We start from the raw sequence: 25,072 nt of genomic DNA, 5'->3' as shown, positions 1-25,072 counted from the left end.
GCTCCGGGGATTTTTTATCCAGCCGGTATATTTTTGGTGGCAATCACGTCGCGGCCAAGGCCCAGAACATTTCCAAGCACGACCGTTCCAGCCTTGACTGGTGCGGTAAGACGGGCCGCGCGAATTTCCGCCATCACGTCAAAAATCTTCCCCTTGGGGATTGGGCCGGACAGCCGCACGCTGCAAAGCGGCAGCGTCCCGCCTTCCACCAGCACCGATGTGGCGATGTTGCGTTGCGGGTCGGACAGTTCCTGTTCGATATACATCCGGCCACGCTCACAGCGCGCGCCTTTGATGGAACGAATTTTTCCGTCCACGATCTCCGCTTCAAGACCACACCCGTTTGGACAGATGATACAGGTATATTCCATCAGCATACGATACACACCTCCAGTTCCCCATCCTCCGAGAGCTGTTCCTTTTCCACCGGGATACGGATCATCTCGGCTGGGAGCGCATTGCGCATCCGGACGGTTTTCACCGTCCTGCCCGTCTGGATGAGTTGGATCTCACAGTCGCGCATCGGCTTTTTTACCCGCAGCGACAAGGTGAAATCCGATTTTCCACTGATCTTCTGCGGCACTGTATAGCCGATGTTTTCATCGGCCTTCACCGCGAGCGGACAGGCCGGAAGGCCGCCGTGCGTGAGATACCCGGCCACCGAATCGGCCAGCGATTCCGCCTCGAGCGAAACAAAATCCACGAGGTCGTGCACATGCAGGACGTTCCCCGCCGCGAAAATGCCATCCACACCGGTCATCAGATGCTCATCGACCACTGCTCCCCGGGTGCGCGGATCCAGCGCAATACCCGCATCGAGCGAAAGCTCATTCTCCGGGATGAGTCCCACCGAAAGGATCAGGGTATCGCATTCATAATCCTGTTCCGTGCCGGGGATTGGCCGCAGGTTCTCGTCCACCTGCGAAACGGTTACGCCGGTCAGCCGCGCCCGGCCGTGGACATCGGTAACCGTACGGCTTAAATACAACGGAATGCCGTAATCATTGAGACATTGCTCGACATTGCGCGGCAGGCCGCTCGCATACGGCTGGATTTCAAAAACCCCCGCCACCTGCACGCCCTCCAGTGTGAGGCGGCGCGCCATGATCATGCCGATGTCGCCCGATCCCAAGATGACGGCCCGCCTGCCGATCATCCGGTTATGAAGATTGATATAACTCTGCGCAACGCCCGCGGTGAACACGCCCGCCGGGCGTTCTCCCGGGATCGCCAGCGCGCCGCGGGTGCGCTCCCGGCATCCCATCGCCAGAACCACTGCTTTCGCATGCCAGCTTTGCAGCCCTTCCCGTGAAACGGCGGTCACCACCTTGTCCCGCGTGACCGAAAGCACCGTCGCGCCGGTGATGCAGCGAATTTCGAGCGTTTCGGCCTCATCAGTAAAGTGCTGCGCATATTCCGGGCCGGACAGGGAGGTTTTAAACCGGGTCAGCCCAAAGCCGTCATGGATACACTGACGCAGGATGCCCCCTGGCGTTTTCTCCCGTTCGAGCAGCAGGATGTCCCGCACCCCTTTTTTATGGAGCGCAACGGCCGCGGCAAGCCCCGCCGGGCCCGCGCCGATGATGATGACGTCCTTCTTTTGCATCATGCTTCCCTCACCTTCCCCGTGAAGATTTCGGAACCGGTGCGCGCATAGAGCACCTCTTCGGGGCGTTTGCCCAGCTCCTCCTCCAGAATCTGCGCGATGCGCATCTGACAGTAGCCGCCCTGACAGCGGCCCATCATCGACCGGGTGCGGTATTTGACGCCTGCCATCGTGTCCGTGCCGAGGGGGTTGTGCACCGCCTGTAAAATCTCCGCCCGGGTGATCTTTTCGCAGCGGCAGATGATCTCTCCGTAATCCGGGTTCTCCGCGACCAGCGCAGCCTGTTCTTCCGGGGACTTTTCCGCGAACCGGACGATCCCCTTGCGACGCGGGTTGAAGGCCGGATTTGGTTGCAGCCGTTCACGCGCGGCGATCAGCCCGATCGCGTGACGGGCGATCGGCAGCGCGGCGGTGAGGCCCGGCGACTCGATCCCGACAAGATTCACGGCATTCGGCGCAAGGTCGTCGCGCACTTCAATGGTGAAGTCGTGGATCACGCCGTCTTCTGTCACCCATTTGGGCAGGATGCCCGCGTATGTACGGATATAATCGGGCTTTCGGATACAGGGCCAGAGATCGGACGCACTCTTGGCGAGATAATCGATATTCTTTTGTGGCACGCCATAATAGGAAAAATCGTCAATGTATTCGGCGTCCGGCCCGACAATGACATTCCCGTCGACTGTAGGCGTAACGTGAATCCCCATATAGGTGTTGCTTGGCACCGGATAGACCGGCATCGGCAAGAGCGAACCGGTGCGCTTGTCAAGCACGATGTAGGTGCCACGCGAACCGAGGATGCGGTAGCCTTTGATCCCGAGCATGTCAGACACCTTCCCGCAGCCGAGCCCCGCCGCATTGACCACCCATCGGGCACGCAGCACGCCGCGGCTGGTCTGCACCGTCCAGGCGTTTTCTTCCCGTGCAAGACTATTTACTTCGTGATCGAAGAAGAATTTCGCGCCGTTCATGCAGGCGTTCTCCGCGAGCGCGACCGCATATTGGAACGGGTCAAGGATACCGCTTGTCTCGGAAAGCATGGCAAACTCGCCAACAACCGCCGGAACCAGTTCGTGCAGCCGCTTTTTATCGATCATCGAAAGACCGGACGCACCGTTCACGCGCCCCGTTTCAATCGTCTGCAAAAGCCGTTCACGGTCCTCGGGCGTATTGCCCACCAATACCTTCCCGGTGCGTTTATACGGCACGTCGAGCTCCCTGGCCGCCGCGTCGAACTCCCGATTCCCCTCCACGCAGAGCCGCGCCTTGAGCGTCCCGGTATCATAAGCAAACCCGCCGTGCAATACGGCGGAATTGCGTCCGCTCGTTTCAAAGCAGACATCCCTGTTCTTTTCGAGCACGCCGATTTTGAGCTTGCAGCGGGTCAGCTCCCGCGCCACAGCGCTGCCAATCACGCCCGCGCCGATGATTAACACATCAAATGATTCCATCCGACCGCCTCCAAATCATCCTATGATTTATAAGTTATATATAACACTTCATGTACCTTATGTCAAGTGGATTTTTTCTTTTTCGCTTATATAACAGGCTTTTTATAAATTGAGCGGCAAAACAGGAAAAGTGAAATCATCCTATGATTTTGCCCATTGGGAATGAAAAATTCCCAATGGGCAAAAAAGGCTATTTCGCATCGAGGAAGCGGTTCTGGTTGAAGAGCAGATGAAACTGCATCGCCTGCTGCGCGTCGCTGCCGCGCCGGTCCCGGATCGCTTCGAAAATTTTGCGGTGGGCGGCGACCGTCTGTTCAAACTCCCGTTCGGTCTGCGCGGCAAAAAAAGTCACACCCGCGCTGATAACCGGCAGAAGGTTCGACATGACCAGATTGTGGCTGCACCGCGCAATCTGCACATGGAACGCGCGGTCCGCGTCGGAAAAATCCGTTCTCGCCACGATAAGCTCCTCGGTTTCGCCGCATCGCCGCTCAAGCTCGCCGATATCCTGCGCGGTGGCGTTCTGGGCAGCGAGTGCCGCGAGCTGCGGCTCGATGATGCAGCGCACCTGCAAAAGATCCGCCACCAGCCTGCGCCGGTCCTCAATCAGCGTGAAGCCCAACGGGTCGTCCGCGATCCCCATCTTCTCTGAAACAAAGGTTCCGGCGCCCTGCCGGATGTCCACGATGTTGCGCGAGGCGAGCATCCGTACCGCTTCGCGTACCGTATTGCGCCCGACACCCAACAGCGCCGATAGTTCGTATTCGTTCGGCAGTTTGTCGCCTGGCGCGCTGCCTTGTTCCCGGATGAGCCGCACCAGCTCATCCGCGGCCTTCTGCGCAAGCGTTTTTCCTTCCAAGTGTAATCCCTCCGTGTTCCGGCTTCGCACCGTTTGACCAAACTATACCATCCCCGGAAATGCCTGTCAATCGCCGCGCGGCAGCGTTTCGCATATTCTTAACAGTTTCATCATACAATAACTCAGTGAAATTTACATGTCCATATTGCCATGCGGCGAATTTTGTTGTAAAATGGAAATATCAAATCGAACAGAAAGGGGTGATGTAATGCACGAGCCAACGATATCCTTTTCGATCCATGAGGATAAGGAAAAGCAGCTCAAGGAAATCCTCACCGCGGTTTACGACGCGCTGCGCCAAAAAGGATACAATCCCATCAACCAGATCGTGGGTTACATCCTTTCGGAGGACCCCACCTATATCACCACGCACAACAACGCACGCGCGCTTATCCGTAAAATCGACCGCGACGAGCTGTTGCAACTATTGGTGAAAAGCTACCTGAACGATTGAATCCCGGCTCCCGTCAAATGGCGGGAGCTTTTGTTTGTGAGGTGTTTTGTAAGATGGCGAAAACGGTGCTCATCACCGGGGCTTCCCGAGGCATCGGGCGCGAAACCGCTTTGCAGTTCGCGCGGGCAGGTTACCGGGTGGCCGCCAATTATCATGCCCGAAAGGATGCGGCAAAATCCCTGCTTTCGGAACTCGCGGCGCTCGGCTGCGACGCGGCTGTCTATCAGGCCGATGTGAGCGACCGGGCCGCAGTCGAGGCGATGGTGCAAAAAGCCACCGTGGATTTCGGGCACATCGATCTGCTGGTCAACAACGCCGGCATCGCCCAGCAGAAGCTCTTCACCGACCTCACCGCCAGCGAGTGGGAGCGGATGTTCGCGGTAAACGTGACCGGGATGTTTCACACCTGCCAGTGCGTCCTGCCGCAGATGATCCGACGCCACGAAGGCCGGATCGTGAACCTCTCCTCAATGTGGGGGATCGCGGGCGCCTCCTGCGAAGTGCACTATTCTGCGGCAAAATCAGCGGTCATCGGCTTCACCAAGGCATTGGCCAAGGAGGTAGGCCCCTCCGGGATCACGGTCAACTGCGTGGCGCCCGGCCTCATCGCCACGGAAATGAACGCACAGCTCGACGCAGCCGCGCTGGAGGCGCTGCGCGAGGAAACGCCGCTCGGGAAAGTCGGCACGCCCGCCGATGTGGCTTCGCTGATCTGTTATCTCTGCTCGGACGCGGCTGGTTTCCTCACCGGACAGGTCATCAGCCCCAATGGCGGGTTTGTCATCTGACGGCAAAGTAGCAAAAATACCAGAACATTTGGCAGGGATTGTGCATCCCTACAAAAATGTGTTTTATCATAAACGATCGATCGTATCTTGTGCTATACTGTTCTTAATAAATCGCCGGGCTTGCTCTCTGGCGGTTGAGATTGTATCAGGCAAAGATCTGAGGAGGAACTTTTACCATGTTTAGCAGAAAAACCTTTGGCGAACGGCTGCTGCTGTTGACGCAAAAGGAGGAGCTCACCCCGCGTGCGCTCGCAATGGCTCTGAATGTCAGTGAAAAGCACATCGAGGACCTCACCAACGGCAAAGCGACCGTATCCACCGAAGAACTTGAAAAATTCTCCGCGTACTTTCTTGTGACACAGGACTATCTGCTCGGACTGACCGACCGTCCGCAGATTGCAGAAGGGGCGGCTGACTGAGGAATCGGACGATAAAAAATGCCGGGAAGCACAAGGCTTCCCGGCATTTCTTCTTTTTATTTCTGGTCGAGCTGGCGTTCCAGCCAGATCGAAGCGATGTTGAGCGCGTCGTAGAGGTTGCTCTTCTCGGTTTTTTTGATCACGCGGTCACGCGGGCGCAGTTCGTCGTCAGTCGACCAGATCTGCACAGAAACCTTGCTGGGGAGCAGCTCCTCCCCGACCTTTTCTTCACCGAGGATCTGGAGCATTGCGACATATTTGTCGCCCATGTCCCCATAATAGATCGTCTTGTCACAGCGCACCAGCGGACGGCCCTTAAACTGGAGCGTGCCTGGTTTTGTAATCTTCTTTTCCAATATACATCTCTCCATCTATCTTAAATTTGTAAAATTATACGTTACCAAATATATCATAACACAAATTCCATAGGCTGTAAAGCGAACCTATTTGAGTTCCGCCACCGTCACGCCTGATTCGCCTTCCCCATAGACGCCCATACGGAACCGCTTGACGCTCCTGTGTTTTTTGAGGTGCTCCTGTACGGCCGCACGCAGGGCTCCGGTGCCTTTCCCGTGGATAATTGTGACGGTTGTCACGCCCGAAAGCACCGCGCCGTCGAGATACCGGTCAAGCTCCATCAAAGCCTCTCCAACGGTCATGCCGCGCAGGTCAACCTCCGTTTTGACCTCCCGCTTCGCCTTGGAGGTCACGCTGCGGGTGTTCACGCTGGAATTATTCAAAGTGACCCGCTTATCCTTGTTGTCAACGAGGCGCACCTCGCTCTGGTGCACCTTGGTCTTGATAATGCCCGCCTGCACGTTGACAAAGCCCTGCCCGTCCGGGGCGGAAAGCAGGATGCCTTCTTTGTTAAGCGAAATAAGCCGCACCGTATCGCCGCGTTTAAGCGGCCGCTGCGGCACATAGTTTTCCGGGTTCTTGCGGGTGACCGGGTCGGCCAGATCCTGGAGTTTGCGCATATCCGCCTTGAAGGATATCTTTGTCTGGGCGATCCGCTCCTTAAAGTCCTCGCTGTCCTTCTGCTTGCGCAGTTCTTCCAGCTCATCGAGCAGCTTTTCCGCCTGGGCGTTCACCTGCTCGACAATGCCCCGCGCCTGCACCCGCGCCCGCTCGAGCTCTCGTTCCCGTTCATTTTCCGCGTTTTTCCGGAGCCTGTCAGCCTCCTCGCTCGTGCGCTGCGCCGCGACCCGCTGACTCTCAGCGAGCTTACGCTCGCGTTCGAGCTCCTGCCGGGTGCCTTCCAGCTGGCTGACCACATCCTCAAACCGTGCGTTCTCGTTCGAGACATGGGATTTTGCGTTCTCGATCACCGCTTCGGGCAGTCCAAGCCGTTCGCTGATCGCGAAAGCGTTCGAACGCCCCGGTACGCCAATCAGCAGCCGGTAGGTCGGCCGCAGGGTGGCCACGTCAAATTCACAGCAGGCGTTCTCGACGCCATCGGTGTTGAGCGCGTACATCTTGATTTCGGCATAGTGGGTGGTTGCGACGATCCGCGCGCCCTGCTCCCGCAGCTGTTCGATGATCGCAACGGCAAGCGCCGCGCCTTCGACCGGGTCGGTGCCCGCTCCGAGCTCATCGAGCAGCACAAGAGAATCTTCATTCGCTTCGGCAAGGATGCGGATGATGTTGGTCATGTGCGCCGAAAAGGTGGAAAGGCTCTGCTCAATGCTCTGTTCGTCACCGATATCGACCAGCAGCTTCTCATAAACCGGCAGGGTACTCCCGTCCGAGACGGGCAGCATCAGCCCGCACTGGGCCATCATTGCGAGCAAACCGAGCGTCTTGATCGCAACCGTCTTGCCTCCGGTGTTTGGGCCGGTAACAACCAGCGTATCGAATCCGTCGCCGAGCCGCAGATCGATCGGAACGACCTTCTTCTGGTCGAGCAGCGGATGCCGCGCCTTTTTGAGATTCACGACCCCGTTTTCGTTGAATACGGGGATGGTCGCGCGCATCTCATCCGCAAGGCGGCTTTTGGCAAAATAGAGATCCAGCTCCACAATCGCCTCGTAACTTCCCGCGATGCTGTCGGCGCAGCCGCCAACCTGCGCGGACAGCTCCGAAAGGATCCGATCAATCTCAAGCTGTTCCTTATTTTGCAGGATACGGATCTCGTTATTCGCCTCAACCACCGCCATCGGTTCGATGAACACGGTTGAGCCGGAGCCGGAGGTGTCGTGTACAAGCCCCTTGACCTCGCCCCGGTATTCGATCTTGACCGGTACGACAAAACGCCCGTCGCGCTGGGTGATGATATTCTCCTGCAAATACTTTTGATAGGTGGCCGAGCGCACCATTTTATCGAGCACCTCGCGGGCTTTCGCGCCGGCCTGCCGGATTTTGCGGCGTATATCCGCCAGTTCCGGGCTCGCGCGGTCGGAGATCTCCTCCTCCGACAGGATCGCAGTCGTGATGCCGCGATAAAGGGTCGGCAGCGCGATCACCGACGAAAGGAGCCCTTCCAGACTGGTCGGCTCGCCTTCGAGCTGGTCGTGCCAGCGTTCAATCGTTTCGATCGCGCGCAGCACCCTTGCCACATCCAGCAGTTCGCGCGGCGAAAGCCGCGCGCCGACCTGTGCGCGCTTTAACGCCGCGCCGCAGTTTTCAACCGAGCCGATCGACGGTGTGCCGTACCGGTTGGTCAAGGTATTTGCATCGACCGTGAGTTGCAAAAGGCGTTTCGCGTCCCGCAGCTCGTACGCCGGCGCGATTGCCAGCGCGGCGTCTTTGCTGTCCGCGCAGCCGCAGTGCTGCGCGAGCCGGTTTAAAATCTTATCGAGTTCAATTGCTCTGCAATATTTATCCATCTGTCTATCCTCTCATGGCCAGATAAAAATCCAGCGTGTCGAAGCGTTTGTCAAGCTGCACCATCACATAGTGCTGGGTGATTTCATTCAGGTTCTGCTGCGTCTCGTCGGAGACGGTAAAACCGAACAGTTTCCCAAAATCCGCATAGATGATATGCCGCATCGCAGCCAGCACGCTTTTGGAAAGCGGCACCGCGATTTCATTTTCCGGAAGTGTTTCGGGCGCGCAGTCCCCACAGATAATCTGCGAAAGCCGCGGCAGAAAAAGCATCCGCTCCGCCTCGTAGTTCCCACAGGAACAGCATCCTACAAGGTTGGGCATGAAACCCGCCATTGTAAGGAGCCTCAGCTCGTAAACCGGTTTGATGAAGACGCAGGTACGTTTGTCCCGGTCGAGCAGGTGCAGGCTGTTTAGGAGAAGACGCAGATAGCCTTCCGCATTTTCCTCATGCGGGGCGACCTCCGCCGTGAGCTGGCAGAAATACGATGCGAGCGAAAGCTTTTCCACATCGCCGCGCACCCCCATGAACATCCGGTTCAGATCCGCTTTGTCCACCGTATACTTCTGCCGGTTTTCAAACAGCACAAAACACGAGTAGCTAAGCAGCTCCGCGCAGGCCCTGAGGGCTGCGCGCGGCTTCCTGGCTCCCCGTGCGTAAGCTGATATGATTCCACGTTCCTTCGAAAGCAAAGTGAGCACGCTGTCGAACTCGTCAACCGCGCGCTCCCGCAGAACGATCGCGTCGGTCGTAATATGCACTGTGTTCTCCCGTCGGATGCGGCGGCACCGGTACGCCCGATGCGCCGGAATGCAAAATCTCAGTATAGCGCAGATAATCGGATACCTTTCCGGTCTGCAAAAACTGTTCGTAAGCGTTCTGTGCGTTCTGTTCCATCGGGACATCCCTCCAACATCTTGTTGGGATTATCTTTTCCGATGCAACGGACGATATCAGAGGGAAAGTCTATCAGGCTTTCCAACAATTTGGACTTGACAAACGAAATTTTAGTTGTATCCGAACGAACGGATGATGTTTTCGCGGTTGCGCCAGTCCTCCCGGACCTTGACCCAGCACTTGAGGTTCACCTTGCAGCCCAAAAACCGCTCGATATCCTCGCGCGCCTGCGAACCGACTTTTTTGAGCATCTCTCCGCCCTTGCCAATGATCATTCCCTTGTGGGAATCTTTTTCACAGTAGATCTGCACCTCGATGTCCAAGATACCGCCGCCTTCGCGTTCCTTCATTCGTTCCACCGCGACCGCCGTGCCATGCGGGATTTCCTCGCGCAGGCTCCGCAGCAGCTTCTCCCGCACGATTTCCGCCACGATCACCCGTTCGGGCTGATCGGTCAGCGTGTCCGCGTCAAAGAAAAACGGCGACGGGGCCGCGAATTTCGCAAGCTCTCCGAGCAGCTCGTCCACCGCGTCCCCGCGAAGCGCCGAAATCGGCACGATCGCCTCAAAATCATATGCCTGTGAAAAGGCCAGAATCCGGCTCATCAGCTTTTCTTTTGCGCTGACGGTGTCGATCTTGTTGATCGCGAGGATCGCCGGGATGCGCTGCGTTTTAAAGGATGCGATCAGATCCTGTTCGGCCTTGTGGATTTCCCCCATGGGTTCGACCACCAGAACGGCGACATCCACGTCCGCGACGCTGTCGGTCACCTGCTGGTTCATATATTCGGAAAGCTTGGTGCGAGGCTTGTGCAGGCCCGGCGTATCGATGAACACGAACTGGGTGTCGTCCTTTGTCAGCACGCCGGTGATCCGGGTGCGGGTGGTCTGCGGCTTATTCGAGACGATCGCCACCTTTTCCCCGACCAACGCGTTGAGAAGGCTCGATTTTCCCACGTTCGGCTTGCCGACAATGGCAACGAACGCCGATTTTGTCTCATACTGAGGTTCCGTATAATTCATAAATTTTCCTTTCATTTGGAGCTGCCGGATTCTTTTGTACCGGCGTCCTTGCGCTGTCCGCTGTAGAAGATAAACCAGACCGAAAACGCGGCGGACAAAACGAACGCGGCGAGGGCGGGCGGAGCCGCCAGCGCCGCTTTTGCGAGCAGCAGCAGCTTCGCGGGACGCCAGAGCAGCGAACAGCCGATCCCGACGCTGACCGACGCCGCGACAAGCACCGCACCCGCCGCCACATCTTTGGCTACCCGCGCGAGCGGATGCACCTGCGGCGACGCAAGGTCCACCACCGCCTCCACCGCCGTGTTGACCATCTCCATGACGATCACGGCCCCAGCAGTCAAAAGCAAAATTGCAAAATCCGTCCCGTCCACATCGATCAGCAGCGCCAGCGCCAGCACGTAGGCCGTCGCGACCAGGTGGATGCGGAAGTTTCGCTCGCAGAGCACACAATATTTCATCCCTGACGCGGCGCAGGCAAAGCTTTTGGCCAGGCTGCGAATCCTGTTATTCATCCTCGTCGAGCACGTAGCTTGCATCCCGGCGCAGCCCGAGGCTTGCAAGGATGCTCTCCTCCTTCTCGCGCATGCGCACCTGTTCGAGCCCGCCCGCCTCGTGATCATAACCGAGCAGGTGCAGCATCGAATGCACAGTCAGGAAACCGATCTCCCGCTGCAGGGTGTGCCCATACATCCGCGCCTGTGCAAACGCGCGTTCGATCGAGATGACGATATCCCCCAACTGCAGCGCGCCGGTTTCCATATTGCGGTCGTAGACGCCGTTCTCCCCGAGCGGGAAGGAAAGCACGTCGGTCGGCATATCCTTATCGCGGAATTCCTTGTTGAGCTGACGGATCTGTTCGTCGGTCACAAAGCTGACGCTCACCTCCGCGTTCTCGTGAAAATCCTCCGAAAGCAAAACCGCATGGCAGCAACGCCTGATCAGCAAACGGATACCGCTGGGGATTTTCACTTCTTTCTGTCTGTTTGAAATCAGGACCTTGATACTCTCTGCCATTTTGTTTGATTGCCCTCCTTGTATTTTTCCCGCCGCGCAGTGTTTTTTGCATCGGCGCACGTCATGCCTGCTGATTGATATACGCATCATCCGGGCCGCCTCTGGTGGGCGTTCGCGTGATAATATTTTTCATATGCTTTGATGATCTCCTGCACCAGGTGATGGCGCACGACATCCTTTTCGGTAAAGTGGATAACCGCAATGCCGTCTACGCCTTTCAGGACTTTCACCGCTTCCACAAGCCCGGAACGGCGCGGGTCAGGCAGGTCGATCTGGGTCACGTCGCCGGTGATGATCGCCTTGGAATTAAAGCCCAGGCGGGTCAGAAACATCTTCATCTGTTCGGGCGTGGTGTTCTGCGCCTCATCGAGGATGATGAAGCTGTCGTCGAGCGTGCGCCCGCGCATGTAGGCGAGCGGCGCAACCTCGATCTGCTGGCGCTCGACATATTTCTGGAAATTCTCCGCGCCGAGCATATCGAACAGCGCGTCATAAAGCGGCCGCAGATACGGGTCGACCTTGTTCTGCAGATCGCCCGGCAGAAAGCCGAGCTTTTCGCCCGCTTCGACCGCCGGGCGGGTCAGGATAATCCGGTTAATCTCATGCGCGCGGAAAGCCCGCACCGCCATCGCCACCGCAAGATAGGTCTTTCCGGTGCCGGCCGGGCCGACGCCCAGCGTGATGGTATTTTCACGGATGGCCTGGATATATTTCTTCTGTCCAAGAGTTTTCGCCTTGACCGGCTTGCCCGCCGTCGTGATGCAGACCACGTCGTCCGAAAGCGCCGCGACTTTTTCCTCGGTGCCCTCGCTCACCATGGCCATGACATAGCGCACATTCTGCTCGGTGATTGCCTCGCCTTTGTTGATGAGCGAAAGCAGGCCGGTGATCGCGCGCACCGCGAGCGAAACCTTTTCCTCATCGCCAAACACCTTGATTTCGGTGCCTCGGCAAGTGACCGTTACACTGTATTCCTGTTCGATCAGCCGCACATTTTCGTCGAAGCTCCCAAAAAGCGCCAGCGCATGTTCCATGCGGTCGATATCTACCAACTGTTCGATCATGTTTTTTAATCCATCCTTTTGGAAGCCCGCCAGATTTCACCGTTTTTTCACAGTGCTGGCGTATCTCTGCGTTTCCATTTAACAGTATAGCAAATTGTCGGAAAGATAACAAGCATATTTCACATAAATTTATGAATATTTTGTGAAACTTCCCTAGTTATTTTTCCCTAATATCCGCCTTCTCGGATCGGTTTCGGGTCCTCCAGGTTCTTTCGGTCGTGAACCGGAATCTCCACCTGTTCAGCAATATCCACCTCCACGACGTACTCCCCCCGCAGGGTCAGTATGCCGTTTTCGGTAGAGGCCGCAGCCTGCCGCATGAGGATTGCATCCCCCCAAGCGGCCTGTTCTTTTTTGAGCAGCTCCCGCTCGGCCATCCGCAGCGCAAGCTCGGGGCTGATCTCCTGTTCGTCGCGTTCGTAGAAAATATAAGTCTCCCGAGATATCTCGAACGGCAGCTCCATCCCAAACACCGTCGGATGCAGACAGGTCTGCTCGAGCTTATAGTCCCCCTCCAGCCCATGATAAAGAAAGAGCGGAACCCGAAGGCCCATCACCTCCAGATACCGGCGGCGGGTCACTTTTCCGGTCTGCCGCACCTGTTCCTGCAAAAGCGGCACCTGCACCTCGAGCGACTGCGGCACATGCGCAATCACCTTCGCGTTCGCGCGCATAAAGTGCGTGAGGCCCCAGCGGTCCTCGTATACGCCACTCACAATCAGGTCGCCCGCGCGCACCGCGTCCCCGGCCTTGCAGACCGCGACCCCGTCGGTCACCTCCATCCGCTTGATCTGCCCGTCCTGCGACGCCACGACGTTCGCCGGCACGCCGGTGTCGATCTTCCGCGGGGGCTTCGCCCGTTCGCGCACCACCAGCGTCGCGGTCGTGCCATGCAGATAGACGGCTGCAAACGACAGATCATCCACCCGGAGCATCATCTCCCGCCCCACAAATCCGGTATCCACATTGTGCTTGAGCACTCCGCGGCGAACACCCGCCTCCGAAAGCGCATTCTGCAAAAGCTGTGTATCCACAGATTCGTTGCCTTCTACCTGCACCACCCAGATGAACTGCTGGGACAGGAGCATCGCCAGCGCGAACAGGACCGCGCCTGCCGTGATGCCGATCCTCCTGCGGTAACGGAAGGTCAGAAACGGCAGGCCGTGCCGTTCGCCCACGCGCAGGCGTACGCCCGCTTTCCGGGAGAGGCGGTGCATCCGGCGGTAGCCGTTCGCGGAGGTGTACCCGGTGAAATGCTCCTCGGTCTTGCGGCATCCCCAGGTCGGGATGCCGTGGTGCGCACAGAGGTTGATAAACCGTTCTATCGAACCGCCGCGTGCAAAAAAACGCACATAGCCGCGCAAAAAGCGCAGCAGTTTCACGATGTACAAAGCGGCCGGCCCCCTAATTTGTGAATTCGATGGAAGTGAAATAACCCTCCACCACCACACTGCTGTCGGTCATACTTTTGAGCTGCAGGTTTCTGCCGGTAAATTTGAGGTTCAGCTTGCCGGTATTGAGCCGGATGACCTTATCGTTATATTCAAGCACCCCCTGGCAGTGCTCGATCACCGCTTCCTTATTCCCCAGCAGCTCGATTTCCGGAAGCCCCTCCACCACGTCGACCGGCAGCCCGGTCAGCCGGGTGAGCTGGTCGGCGAAGGTGGGCCGCTGCTCCTGTCCGCGTTTCTTTTTAAACATATCCGATTCCTCCATACGGGCCTGTTCGCGCAAGTGGGAACGTCCCGGTCATTCTTGTACGCTTCTCTTCATATCTATTAAAAAACATGGGAATTTATGAGGCGGTGGAGGCGTTGGGAATGAAACGGTACGGATGGGTTTGGACGGCGCTCGCGGCGGTGGCGGCCGCGGGGCTTTTGTGGAAGACGCAGGAGGTCTGCGCCGGAGTGCGCACGGGCCTTTTAAACTGCGCAAACGTGCTGATCCCATCGCTCTTTCCATTTATGATTCTGGCAGGGCTCATCTCCCGCACTTCGGCCGGGCCCCTGCTTAGCCGCTGCGTCGGCCTCATCACCCGGCCGATGGGGCTTCCCGAACGACTTGGCTCGGTGCTGCTGATGAGTTTTGTGGGCGGCTTCCCGGTCGGCGCGCAGATGCTCTCCGAAATGCTCGCGCGTCGGGAGATCAGCCGCGATACCGCCGAGCGCGCGCTCTGTTTCTGTGTGAATGCTGGGCCTTCGTTTCTCATCTCCGCCGTCGGAGCGGGGATGCTCGGCAGCAGGACCGCCGGGCTGGTACTGCTCGGCGCGCAGCTTCTTTCATCGCTCACGGTAGGATTCCTGCATTTTCACGGTGGAAACATCCGGCTTCCGCCGGTTTTGCAAACGCCTTCCAAAGATGCGTTTGTCGAGAGTGTGCGCGGCGCGGCCGCCGGGATGATCGGCATCTGCGCGTTTGTGGTGGCCTTTTCCGCGCTGGCGGCGCTGCTCGACGCATTCGGCGTTTTCCGGCTGCTCACCGGAGTCCTGGCCTCCTTTTTCCCGGCGCTTGGGGAACGCTTTTTTTCAGCGGCGCTCACTGGGCTGCTTGAAGTCACAAACGGTTGCATCGCCGCGGCCGGGCTGCACACCTTCCAGGGATTTGTGCTCTGCGCGTTCCTGGTTTCCTTTTCCTCCATAAGCATCATCTTCCAGGTAAAGAGCTGTTTTCCGACCGAAACGGAAATTTCCTTCGGTAAATTTTACCGGTCGCGTCTCCTGCACGGCGGCATCACCAGCCTGCTGGCCGCGCTCGGCTACCGGCTTATCCCTCCCGCAGAGCTGGCCGCGGGCGCAATGGTCTCCCGTCCGGTACCGCAGGCCACACCGAACATGCTCTTCACCTGCGCATGCCTCATCGCGATGTGCACCATCCTCATCCTGCCGCAGCGCGGGAGAATTCATAATTAGCCATAGAAATTGTCGAAAACATACGGTATAATTGTAACGATATGATTTCAAAAATCGCGGAGGTTCAAAATGGGTAAACTATCGTTGTTCTCTAAAGAAATTCCACCGGCATGCGAATACTGCAAATACGGTTTCCTCACGCGGGACGGCAAGACGGTGCTCTGTGAAAAAAAAGGGGTCAGCAATCCGTACGACTCCTGCAGGAAATACCAATATGCTCCGCTCAAACGGGTCCCAAAGCGCCCGAACGCACTGCCGAAATTTGATAAATCGGATTTTTCGCTTTGAACAAATCGATTGAAGGAATGAAACGATGATGAATCATTCAAAAAGACACGTCATCTGGCGCACGCTGGCCGTTTCGCTGGCGACCGTCCTTTTGACCGTTACAGTGCTCGCCGCCAGCGAGCTCTTTTTCGGGGAGATTCCCCGCAAGACCTATCCCGACGGCATCCCTGCCCCGCAGGGGGAGCTGCGCGCGCTGACCGTGCGCACGCAGGACAACGCCGATTTCCCCAGCGCTCCCGGCCTTCCGGCAAAGATCCTGCAGGACGAACTCGACGAGCTCGCCACTTTTGCCAAAACCTACGGCTACAACGCCATTTTTTTTGAAGCTTCGCCGCAGGGCGACGCCTTCTACCGCTCCTCCATCCTGCCGTCGAGCGCTTTCTGGACCGGCGAACAGGGAAAATTCACCTTCTTCGACCCGCTCAAATACCTGGTCAACATCTGCAAGGAAAAGAATATTCAGATCTACGCGGTCGTCAATCCATTTCACCTTGCGGCCGAAGTTTCCACCGATTCCCCCGCCGCAAAGAACCCATCCTGGGTCTCGGCGGGCAGGCTCAATCCCGCAGAAACCGGCGTGCAGAAACTGGTCGGCAAAATCACCGAAGAGCTGACCGCCAACTATGACGTCGCGGGCGTGCTGCTCAGCGGAGTGGATTCCGAGGCGTACGACGCGCAGGACTATGCGAAAGACCTTGCCAATGCTGTGGGGTACGCCCATGACGCGGTAAAGCACAAGGACAGCCAGCGGCTTGGGCTGGTGGTGAACAGCGGCGCGGTCCTGCCGGAAAACGGGATGCGCGATCTTTCCGCCCTGCCGCTGCAAAACGGCGATCTCGATTTTGTGGTGCCGGTTGTCCCGGCCTCCACCGTGAACGACGCGGCGGCCTATGCGGCCGAACTTTCCGCCTGGGATCTGCGCTGTGCGGACAGCGGTTCTGCCGCCTACTACCCGCTGCATGCGGTGGACGACGGCACCGCCTTCCTGCATGTGATCGACAACGGACTTTTTCTCGAACGCCAGCATAACGCCGACGGCGTGGTGGTCAGCAACTATGGCGCGCTGAACACCGAGGCGCGGGTCGCCGCCTATTCGGTTGCGGCCACCTTCGCGCAGGAACCGTCCGCAATGATGCCGGATCTCAGCTATCCCCAGACCTTTGCGGTGACCCGGCCGGCCCAACGGCTCACCACCTCCTATGACAAGTATTTTATCACCGGCACCTCCGATCCCTCTCAGCCGCTTCTCTATAACGGGCAGGAGGTTTCCCGCAGTCCCCAAACAGGGCTTTGGGGACTGCTTGTGAACGTCCCCTATGGAACCAATACCTATTCCTTTTCGCAGGGCGGCGCCACCAAAACTGTGACGATCGTACGCCCGCAGCCATCCGGCGCCGTCGCGACGATCGATTCCATCCAGAAATCCGACCTCTACCCGTCCGCTGCCGAAGTTGTGCTTGACGGCGACGTGCTCAAGCTTTCCTGCGTCGCACCGGCGGGTGGCACTGTGACCGCCTCGGTCGGCGGGCTCACCCAAACGCTTGAACCGCTTTCCGCCGCGAGCCAGAACGGCATTGCAATGACCTACCAAGCCACGCTTGACCTTTCCTCTGTCGCGGTTGCCGGACAGGTCAAAAAACTGGGGCCCATCACCTATAACCTCAACTATGCGGGCATGAATTCCTCCCAGCAGTCGGCGGGCGAGGTCTTCGTAACCGGCGAAGGGATTGTCCCGGTCGCAAAGATGAAAAACTTCTCGCCCATCAGCCAAAACGGCAAGGACGACGGCGATTATTCCACCCTGCTGAAAAAGGACTGCGTCGTGGAGATTGCCGAAAACCCACGCGGCGGCTATTACAAGCTGGTTACAGGCGACTACGTCCCCAAATCGAGCGTCGATATCCCGGAAGGCGCCGTGACCGCGCAAAACAATGTCACCGCCATCTCGCTTTCACGCGTGCCAAAGGGCGAAAAGATCATTCTTACCGGCACGGCGCGGCCATACTTCAAAGGCGAGCTCGTGGATGGGAAGCTCACCGTGACCCTACAGAACATCACAGGTTTTGAAAAGCTCAATGCCAAGGGGCTCGAAAGCCAACTCTGCGAATCGATCGACAGTGAAATCGGTGAGGATCAGAGTCTTACGCTGACCTTCACCCTGGCCCAGGGCGTCGACCTGCTCGGTTGGGACGTTCAGTTCGAAAACGACGATACCATTATTTATCTGCGCAAAAAGCCGGCGCTCCTCAAAGACACCGCCACACCGCTCGCGGGCGTAACCATCCTGCTCGATCCGGGTCACGGCGGCACCGACCCCGGGGCGCTTGGTATTCCGGGTGAGACGGGCCCGATGGAAAAGACCCTCAACCTTGCAAATTCCTACGCCCTGCAAAGCCGCTTTGCGGCACTCGGCGCCGAGGTCCATGTGGCCCAGGCGGATGAGACAATGACCCTGAACGACCGTATCCAGCTCGCCGAGACGCTCGACGCGGACGTATTCATCTCGAGCCATCACAATTCACTCGGAGAGAACGTCGATTCCAATGACGTTTCGGGCATTGAGGTTTATTATTACAACAGCCAGTCGGAACCCTTCGCGCAGGCGATTGGAGAAAACCTTTCGCAGGACACCGGCCGCAAGCTGCGGTGGGCCCAGTGGTCCTGGTACCGGGTCACGATGATGACCGCGCGGCCCGCCGTGCTGATCGAATCGGGTTACATCTGCAACCCGTCCGAGTACGAGGAGATTGCAAATGAACAGGCCATGTACCGCTACGCGAACGCCGTCGCGGATGCGGTGCTCGCCTACTTCGGGGATTGACACGAAGGGCTGCCACCCTTCGCAGCCGCCAGTTATTTTACAGTCATTACACCCTTAAGATGGGTGGCATGAGGGGCCGTCTATAAGGCCATAAGAGAAGCCAGCGCCTAAAAGACGCTGGCTTTCACTTTGTTCAAGCCACGGTGGTATGTACTTTAGATTTGCATGCCGCTCAAACATCATCATTGCACTTTTTCCTTTTAGATATCCCATGATTTGCGACGCACTCTGCTTTGACGGTATACGGAGGAGCAGATAGATGTGGTCGGGCATCATACGCCACTCTATAATTTCTATTCTTTTCCGTTTATCCTTTTCTTAGCGAAAGTCATAATGAAAACCGCCGGACCCTATCAGGCCCGGCGGTTTTCGGAAAAATGGCAGCAAAAAAGCGGCTGCTCGTACAACCGCTTAATTGTGGGGAGTTAAGGCTGATCAGACCTTACGCATTTTTCAAAACTGATTTTTCAGGAGGAAGACTTTCAAGTAATTGAAGTCTTAACCTGTTTTTATTATATGATACGCAAGGGATAAAATCCGCCTTTTTAGATTACAAAGCGGTAACAAAATAGTAACAAAAACAAGGGAAAGATTACAAAGCGGTTACATCTGTCTCCAACCACCAGATGTTGTGGTTGGCTAGCTGATATAATCCTCAATCAGCGCGGTGAGCTCCTCATAGCTCTGCACCCGCACGCCCCGTTGCAGCTCCTGCTGGTCGAGTTCCGGCAGGGTGCGGACATATACGTCGAACACCATGTCCGGCTGCACAAGATCATCGGTAAATACCGCCAGCTTCCCTTCATAATTGCGCAGAAGATATGGATACCCCGTGGTATCTTCAATCGGCGGCGGTTCAGGCATGCTGGAGGAGGTCATCTCTGGCGGAACCGTCTGCGGCACCGCATAGGCGACTCCGATTGTGATCAGGGACACCACCAGAATTCCTACAAGCGTCAATATCACTGCATTACGCATCTTAAAACTACACCTCATTCCGGGATCGGCCAAAAATCCATTTGGATGAATTGATTTACAATATTTTGCACACTGTTTAGGTAAAATATTCAGTAAGCGGTTCCCTGTTTTTGTTTTTCCGAAGCGCCTGCCTCATTCGTTTAAAAAACTGTAACACTTTACCTTTATTCTGTGGTATAATAACCGCATGGCCTTTTTTCAATGCGGTTATTATACCGCTAGGCGCGGGACGATCCGCGCCTTTGGCGCTCCCGCCCCAGTGCGCAATTCTCCCGCCGCACGCTTCGCTCTTGCGGGAGAATATCCGCATGGCCTTTTTCCAATGCGGTTATTATACCGCTATGCGCGGGACGATCCGCGCCTTTGGCGCTCCCGCCCCAGCGCGCAATTCTCCCGCCGCGCGCTTCGCTCTTGCGGGAGAATATCCCATATGCAAATGCATCATCCATTTTTCTCTGTTTTATGGCATACTATTCTATAGATATGTAATCCCAGTAAAAAAGGTCTCTGCATTGCGCTCATCTGTAAGGAGGATTCTACCGAATGGGGTCTAACAAAAAATATTCTGTTGGCAGCATCGTCAAAGGGACGTTTGCCAACATTGGCCGCGTGATTGCTGCGCTTATCATGGTCGGTATCATCACTGGCTGTATCGTGGCTTCGGTATTGACCGTCTATATCCTGCGCTACATCAATTCGGACGACCAGGTCAGCCTCGACAACCTCCCGCTCAAATACACCACCATCATCTATGCCGATGACCCGGCGACCGGTGAACCTTACGAACTGCAGAGCCTGCAGACCGCGGAAAACCGGATATGGGTATCCTACGATGAGATTCCTGAGCACATGGTCGAAGCACTGGTCGCAATTGAGGACAAGCGCTTCTGGGAGCATCAGGGCGTCGACTGGAAGCGCACCTTTGGTGCATTCGTGAACCTCTTTGTCCCCATCTATAACACCCAGCAGGGCGGTTCGACCATCACCCAGCAGGTGGTCAAGAATGTCACCGGGGATGATGACCTGCGCATTGAGCGCAAGGTGCAGGAGATCTTCCGCGCGCTGAACCTAGAAAAACGCTATTCCAAACAGCAGATCCTGGAGGCCTACCTCAATACCGTCTACTATGCGAACTCCTGCTACGGCGTGCAGGCGGCCGCCAATACCTATTTCGGTAAGGATGTAAACGAGCTTTCGGTAGCTGAATCGGCAGCCATCATCGGCATCACCCAGTTTCCCGGCCGGTATGACCCGTTTGTAAACCCCGATGACAACAAGGAGCGTCAGGAGCATATCCTTGCGGAGATGCACGACCAGGGCTATCTGAATGACAAGGAATACGAGGATGCTGTCAATGAGAAACTCGTTTTCCAAAAGGACATCGCCTACGCCAAAAAGAATATTATCTACAGTGATTTTGTCGACCATCTCATCGAGGAGGTAATCGCCGATCTGGTATCGGAAAAAGGCTACACTTACGCTTATGCGCAGAGCCAGGTCTTTAACGGCGGTTACCGCATCTATGCGACTGTAAACCAGCAGATGCAGGACAGCCTTTCGGCCTATTATAAAGATGTCGCGAACTTCCCTCAGACCGTCTACAATGAAGAATACCCGCAGTCGGCCTGTGTGGTCACCGATCCAAACGGTAAGGTGCTCGCGGTCGCGGGCGGCATCGGTGAGAAGGAATATTCCCGCGCGCTCAACCGCGCTACCCAGTCGCTGCGCCAGTGCGGATCGTCGATCAAGCCGATCTCCGCCTATCTGCAGGCGATCGAAAACGATGTGGTCACCTGGTCCACCAAGCTGGAGGACTCCCCCATCAAACTCAACGACAAGGACTGGCCGGTCAACCATTATGGCCGTTACCTGGGGCCGATCACCATCGATGAAGCGATCCAGCGCTCAACCAACACCATCCCGGTCAAGCTGATCGAGATCATAACCCCCCGCCGCGCTTTCGATTTCCTGCACGACAAGCTCGGCATGGAAACGCTGGTTGAACGGCAGGTGGTCGACGGACGGATTCTCGGAGACGTCGATCTCTTCCCGATGGCGCTCGGCGGGCTCACCAACGGCGTCTCGGCGCTTGAAATGGCGGGCGCTTACCAGATATACGCGAACGGCGGTTATTTCACCAAGCCATATGCCTACACCAAGGTGCTCGACGCGAACGGAGAAACGATCCTTGAGCGCGACATTACGCCGCGCCGGGTCATCACCCCGGAAACCGCCACCATCGTCAACAAACTGATGCAGCGGGTCACCACCGGGCCTTACGGAACCGGCGCGGGTGCAAAATTTTCCACCATGCCGGTTGCAGGCAAGACTGGAACCACCGACGACGACCGCGACCAGTGGTTTATCGGCTGCACGCCCTATTATGTCTGCGCTGTCTGGATGGGCTACGACACCCCGGAACGCATCCGCTATTCCAGCTACCCGCCGCCGCTCGTTTTCAAAGCGGTTATGGGACCGCTGCACGAAGGGCTCGAAGTTCAGCAGTTCCCTGTCTGGGGCAATGTGGTTGAGAAGGCCTACTGCACCGAAAGCGGCGACTTGGCGCTCGACACCTGCCCAACCACTGCTATCGGATGGTATAAGGAATCCTACATGCCAGGCACCTGCACGCTCCATTCGGATGTCACCGACTCGATTGACCTCGACGATCTCACTCCCGCCGAGCGGCGCGCGCTCCGGTTGAAGCAGAAGGAAAAGGAAGATAAGGACGATCTCAAGATCATTGACGACGAAGATTAATCAAACTAAAGACAGGAGGCTGCCGTAGGCAGCCTCCTGTCTTTAGTTTTCACGCAGGCGGATACATGCTGATTGCGCGCCCTGCCCAGTGCGAAAAAACAGCCGCAAAGCGGCTGTTTTTTATGAAAAGTTCTGAATCATCTGGTAGACCCGCCGGTCGAACGCGGCAGGCGGCGTGTATTTGTCGGTCCCGGTCCCGCTCGAGCCATAAATCGCCACGCCGATTTCCGGTCGTTCGATGTCCACAATTTCGATCCCCATATTCACCATCTGCGCAAGAAGTTCCCGGTCGCGCCCTTCCCGCCGCAGTTCCATCTGCGCCAGCAACCCAGCCAAGCCTTCGCGCACCACTGCCTGTTCCCATGCGGAAAGGCTTGCGAAGGCCTCCTGATTGGCCACCAGCCAGAGCGGCGAAAGATTGTGGAAGGTACGGATCAAATAGAGCGAATCAGGATCGGACAGCAGCTGGAGCGCCTGTTCGAGGTCAACTTCAATCGTATCGATCGTGACAAGGTCGCCGGGCTTGGTCAAATCATCCGGCAGGATTTCCACCTCCTGCCCAAGCATTGGCACGAGCGAGGTATGCGAATACGGCAGCACCCGTGCGCCAAGCACCTCAAACATTCGGATTTTTTCAGCGTTGTCGGTGCGCATCGCAATTGCCAGATCCCGAAAATCAGAAGGCACCCGCAGCTCCCCACGATTGGTGACCAGGCAGGAGGTACCGTTATAGAGCGCCATCAGCGGCAGCAGATTGGTGCCGGCAAGCCGGTCGGTCAGCAGCGTGAGCATCTCCTCCGAATTGAGCGCAATGCTCATATGGTTATAGTCGTCATAGGTAAACGGCAGCGAAAGCATCCCGAACAGGCTGTTCGCCTGCGCCATCTGAATGTTGCTGAGGAACGCGAAATCCGCCTCTCCCGACGCCACCGTTTCATGATCTGGAAAACCGCTTTGCACCTCGATTTCGAGCATCCCGCCGCTCAATTCAGAAACCCGCGCAGCGAAGCGCTCCGCCTCCTCACGCACCATCGCGTCCTTTTCACTCACCTGCATGGTCAGGCTGCGGGTGATCTTCACCGAAATCTGCCGCATTTCAGCTGTGCCAGAGGCGCACCCGCCCAAAACCAGCATCGCCGAAAGCAACAGGATTACAGTTCTCTTTGCTTTGCACATGGCGCGCACCCCCTTTTTCGGAATTTATCCGCCGTCCATGTTCTTCTTCTTTTTGGCAGACCGTTCTCGGTCGTCCATCTCTTCCTCATCGTCCGGCTGCACTTCGGAGGAGGATTTCTCCATCTGCTGCTTTTTCGGCTTTTCCTCCGTTTTGAGTTCAGCAGGTTCTTCCTTTGCGGGTTCCGGCGCCGGCGGGACAAAGACCTGATGCCGCAGGTTGTCAATGCAGCGGATGTGGTACGGTGTGCATGCCGCAAAGGTGTTGTTGGCAAAGACAAGCTCGTTGATTCCATGTTCCCTGATGAAATCGACCGCGCCAAGCTGGAAGTACCTCTGGTCAACGATATAAACTTCTTCGTAGTGATTGATCAAAAAGGGCGCGAACGCATTGCCGAACGATTCCTTGACCACCATGATTTTGCGTCCGTTCGGGATGCCTGTATGCACCTGGATCAGCGGGAAATCACCCTGCAGGAAAACCGAATAACTGTTTGGGCTCTGCGCATATTCGCCCCACAGGTTGTGCCGGATCGGATAATACGGCGCGTTTGGCATGAACCGTTCGGCCGTGTATGGCTGTTTGAAAAGATAATAGTCCACATAATCCGGTTCTTTGAGCAGTGTGGAATCCTGCGTCTGCGCATACATGGTGCCGATAAAATCGGTGAGCCTGCGCGTTTCAAAGTCACTGACCGAAAGCGGTTCAAAGCCTGCCTGTTCGCAGAAAGCGGTGTAGGCATAATAAGCGCCCAGCCCGGTCCAGTGGTGGTCAGTACGGAAATAGATATATTCGCTGGTGTGCTCGGCAAGCTTCGTCCAGGCATCCACCTGTTTGATCGCCGGGTCGAGCGTACTGTAGATGTGGTCAATCATCGCCTTCTGGCTCTGGGTGAGGTCGCGGTACCGTTCCGGTACATAGAACTCGCCCGCCGTCGGGATCACCATATTATAAATCTGCACATCCGGCAGTTCCTCGTGATAGGCATTCAGAACCTGCGCATACCATTCGCCGTTGGCGGGCAGCCCGCCGAAGAGCGACATCGCCCGGCCCTTATAAACCAGGATGCCATTGCTGATCGTGCTCGCTTCACCCGTGCCGTCGTCCTGGGGCGCGGCCGGTTCGGAAGGCGCCGGAGATTCCGGTGCGCTGCTCTCGGGCATATCCGTTTCGGACGGCGCAAAAGCCCCCGAAGACGCTTCGGCGGCGGAAACGGCGTCCGTTTCCGGCTGAGCAGGCGCTTTGGCGTCGCCGGACGCTGTGACTGGCACATCCTGGACCTCATTCATGCCGCCGTTATGCACGATACGCACATCGTCCTTCCGGATGCCGTGCGCTTCATCGATCACAGCGGAAAAACTTACAAACCATTCGCGCAGCGGGAAGGTGTCCGCGAAGTAAGTTTCCAACCCGCGGGTATATTCCCCGGAAAACAGTGTTTCTGCCGAAAATTCCGGGAGCTTGGCAAGATCCCGTTTCTCGACCTGAGAAAATTCCGGTTTCGGCAGGAAGATCCCACCCAGGAAAAACATCCCCAGCACACATAGGAACACAGCGATATTCACCCAGGAAACCCGCCGCAGCCATTCCATGGAAAGCTTTAATCGGATCAGCAGATAATACCGTTCCCGCGTATCCTCCGGGCGCGCCACACGCGGCGATCCGCCTGCGGCAGGCGGCCGGTAGCGATATGGTTCTGATTTTTTGTTGCGGTCTCTCATGCGGTATCTCCAGTCGGAAGGAT

At 57.0% G+C, this 25,072-nt stretch carries 24 protein-coding genes and 1 pseudogene; 7 read left to right on the top strand and 18 right to left on the bottom strand.

The annotated features are described in order from the left end of the window. Nucleotides 1–14 precede the first annotated feature (14 nt). The 4 genes from BN4275_RS05090 to BN4275_RS05075 form a co-directional block, all read right to left on the bottom strand. Nucleotides 15–377, bottom strand: coding sequence for a DUF1667 domain-containing protein (locus BN4275_RS05090; RefSeq protein ID WP_066454850.1), 363 nt, complete (start codon nt 375–377; stop codon nt 15–17). Next, nucleotides 371–1,609, bottom strand: coding sequence for an NAD(P)/FAD-dependent oxidoreductase (locus tag BN4275_RS05085; RefSeq protein ID WP_066454845.1), 1,239 nt, complete (start codon nt 1,607–1,609; stop codon nt 371–373). The genes BN4275_RS05090 and BN4275_RS05085 overlap by 7 nt, the downstream gene beginning before the upstream one ends. After that, nucleotides 1,606–3,057: an NAD(P)/FAD-dependent oxidoreductase gene (locus BN4275_RS05080; RefSeq protein ID WP_066454844.1), complete on the bottom strand. Its 1,452-nt coding sequence runs from the start codon at nt 3,055–3,057 to the stop codon at nt 1,606–1,608. The genes BN4275_RS05085 and BN4275_RS05080 overlap by 4 nt, the downstream gene beginning before the upstream one ends. Before the next feature lie 190 nt (nt 3,058–3,247). After that, the gene (locus BN4275_RS05075) at nt 3,248–3,916 is read right to left on the bottom strand and encodes a FadR/GntR family transcriptional regulator (RefSeq protein WP_066454842.1); all 669 of its coding nucleotides are present in this window, start codon (nt 3,914–3,916) and stop codon (nt 3,248–3,250) included. Between the two features lie 208 nt (nt 3,917–4,124). On the opposite strand from BN4275_RS05075, the gene BN4275_RS05070 reads away from it, so the two are divergent. The 3 genes from BN4275_RS05070 to BN4275_RS05060 all read left to right on the top strand — a co-directional run bounded on the left by BN4275_RS05070 (nt 4,125) and on the right by BN4275_RS05060 (nt 5,577). Continuing rightward, the gene (locus tag BN4275_RS05070; protein ID WP_066454840.1) at nt 4,125–4,370 is read left to right on the top strand and encodes an IreB family regulatory phosphoprotein; all 246 of its coding nucleotides are present in this window, start codon (nt 4,125–4,127) and stop codon (nt 4,368–4,370) included. A 53-nt stretch (nt 4,371–4,423) separates the two neighbouring features. Next, nucleotides 4,424–5,158: an elongation factor P 5-aminopentanone reductase gene (ymfI, locus tag BN4275_RS05065; protein WP_066454837.1), complete on the top strand. Its 735-nt coding sequence runs from the start codon at nt 4,424–4,426 to the stop codon at nt 5,156–5,158. A gap of 176 nt (nt 5,159–5,334) precedes the next feature. Beyond that, nucleotides 5,335–5,577: a helix-turn-helix transcriptional regulator gene (locus BN4275_RS05060; protein WP_066454828.1), complete on the top strand. Its 243-nt coding sequence runs from the start codon at nt 5,335–5,337 to the stop codon at nt 5,575–5,577. A 56-nt stretch (nt 5,578–5,633) separates the two neighbouring features. Here BN4275_RS05060 and BN4275_RS05055 read toward each other — a convergent pair whose 3' ends face one another. The 10 genes from BN4275_RS05055 to BN4275_RS05010 all read right to left on the bottom strand — a co-directional run bounded on the left by BN4275_RS05055 (nt 5,634) and on the right by BN4275_RS05010 (nt 14,099). Further along, on the bottom strand, nt 5,634–5,933 hold the full coding sequence (locus BN4275_RS05055; RefSeq protein ID WP_242863566.1) for a hypothetical protein: 300 nt from the start codon (nt 5,931–5,933) through the stop codon (nt 5,634–5,636). A gap of 87 nt (nt 5,934–6,020) precedes the next feature. Beyond that, a complete protein-coding gene (locus BN4275_RS05050; protein WP_066454815.1) occupies nt 6,021–8,402 on the bottom strand; it encodes an endonuclease MutS2 in 2,382 nt (793 codons plus the stop codon). Nucleotides 8,403–8,406: 4 nt separating this feature from the next. Beyond that, the gene (gene recO / locus BN4275_RS05045; protein WP_066454812.1) at nt 8,407–9,162 is read right to left on the bottom strand and encodes a DNA repair protein RecO; all 756 of its coding nucleotides are present in this window, start codon (nt 9,160–9,162) and stop codon (nt 8,407–8,409) included. Then, entirely contained in the window at nt 9,116–9,298 is a 183-nt protein-coding gene (locus BN4275_RS17460) for a hypothetical protein (protein ID WP_066454809.1), read from the bottom strand. Before BN4275_RS17460 ends, recO begins: the two co-directional genes overlap by 47 nt. Nucleotides 9,299–9,408: 110 nt before the next feature. After that, nucleotides 9,409–10,320: a GTPase Era gene (era, locus tag BN4275_RS05035; RefSeq protein ID WP_066455026.1), complete on the bottom strand. Its 912-nt coding sequence runs from the start codon at nt 10,318–10,320 to the stop codon at nt 9,409–9,411. Between the two features lie 11 nt (nt 10,321–10,331). Further along, a complete protein-coding gene (locus BN4275_RS05030) occupies nt 10,332–10,832 on the bottom strand; it encodes a diacylglycerol kinase family protein (protein WP_066454808.1) in 501 nt (166 codons plus the stop codon). After that, a complete protein-coding gene (gene ybeY, locus BN4275_RS05025) occupies nt 10,825–11,334 on the bottom strand; it encodes an rRNA maturation RNase YbeY (RefSeq protein ID WP_066454806.1) in 510 nt (169 codons plus the stop codon). The genes BN4275_RS05030 and ybeY overlap by 8 nt, the downstream gene beginning before the upstream one ends. Nucleotides 11,335–11,420: 86 nt before the next feature. Beyond that, complete coding sequence (locus BN4275_RS05020; RefSeq protein WP_066454805.1) at nt 11,421–12,398, bottom strand: PhoH family protein; 978 nt, start codon at nt 12,396–12,398, stop codon at nt 11,421–11,423. Nucleotides 12,399–12,565: 167 nt separating this feature from the next. Continuing rightward, nucleotides 12,566–13,780, bottom strand: a complete 1,215-nt coding sequence (locus BN4275_RS05015) for a sporulation protein YqfD (RefSeq protein ID WP_242863576.1) — start codon at nt 13,778–13,780, stop codon at nt 12,566–12,568. Between the two features lie 22 nt (nt 13,781–13,802). Next, nucleotides 13,803–14,099, bottom strand: a complete 297-nt coding sequence (locus BN4275_RS05010) for a YabP/YqfC family sporulation protein (protein ID WP_158572868.1) — start codon at nt 14,097–14,099, stop codon at nt 13,803–13,805. A gap of 119 nt (nt 14,100–14,218) precedes the next feature. Between BN4275_RS05010 and BN4275_RS05005 the strand changes: the two genes are divergently transcribed. From BN4275_RS05005 to BN4275_RS04995, 3 genes are all read left to right on the top strand, one after another. Continuing rightward, the gene (locus tag BN4275_RS05005; RefSeq protein WP_066454790.1) at nt 14,219–15,307 is read left to right on the top strand and encodes a nucleoside recognition domain-containing protein; all 1,089 of its coding nucleotides are present in this window, start codon (nt 14,219–14,221) and stop codon (nt 15,305–15,307) included. Nucleotides 15,308–15,376: 69 nt separating this feature from the next. After that, a complete protein-coding gene (locus tag BN4275_RS05000) occupies nt 15,377–15,595 on the top strand; it encodes a hypothetical protein (protein WP_066454788.1) in 219 nt (72 codons plus the stop codon). A gap of 28 nt (nt 15,596–15,623) precedes the next feature. Beyond that, nucleotides 15,624–18,416 carry an N-acetylmuramoyl-L-alanine amidase gene (locus BN4275_RS04995; protein ID WP_161940182.1) on the top strand — a complete coding sequence of 931 codons (2,793 nt, stop codon included), beginning with the start codon at nt 15,624–15,626 and terminating at the stop codon, nt 18,414–18,416. A 150-nt stretch (nt 18,417–18,566) separates the two neighbouring features. On the opposite strand, the pseudogene BN4275_RS16935 reads toward BN4275_RS04995, so the two are convergent. Further along, nucleotides 18,567–18,719: pseudogene (locus BN4275_RS16935) on the bottom strand (transposase); the annotation flags it as partial. 336 nt (nt 18,720–19,055) lie between these two features. Then, nucleotides 19,056–19,394, bottom strand: a complete 339-nt coding sequence (locus tag BN4275_RS04990) for a hypothetical protein (protein ID WP_147349465.1) — start codon at nt 19,392–19,394, stop codon at nt 19,056–19,058. A gap of 543 nt (nt 19,395–19,937) precedes the next feature. On the opposite strand from BN4275_RS04990, the gene BN4275_RS04980 reads away from it, so the two are divergent. Then, nucleotides 19,938–22,154, top strand: coding sequence for a transglycosylase domain-containing protein (locus BN4275_RS04980; protein WP_066454776.1), 2,217 nt, complete (start codon nt 19,938–19,940; stop codon nt 22,152–22,154). A gap of 120 nt (nt 22,155–22,274) precedes the next feature. Here BN4275_RS04980 and BN4275_RS04975 read toward each other — a convergent pair whose 3' ends face one another. Both BN4275_RS04975 and BN4275_RS04970 read right to left on the bottom strand, forming a co-directional pair. Then, nucleotides 22,275–23,330, bottom strand: coding sequence for a TRAP transporter substrate-binding protein (locus BN4275_RS04975; protein ID WP_066454774.1), 1,056 nt, complete (start codon nt 23,328–23,330; stop codon nt 22,275–22,277). Between the two features lie 24 nt (nt 23,331–23,354). Beyond that, entirely contained in the window at nt 23,355–25,049 is a 1,695-nt protein-coding gene (locus tag BN4275_RS04970; protein ID WP_066454771.1) for a DHHW family protein, read from the bottom strand. Between the last annotated feature and the right edge of the window lie 23 nt (nt 25,050–25,072).

Source organism: Anaerotruncus rubiinfantis, assembly GCF_900078395.1.
Lineage (GTDB): Bacteria > Bacillota > Clostridia > Oscillospirales > Ruminococcaceae > Anaerotruncus > Anaerotruncus rubiinfantis.
This window is presented reverse-complemented; position numbering and strand designations above follow the sequence as displayed.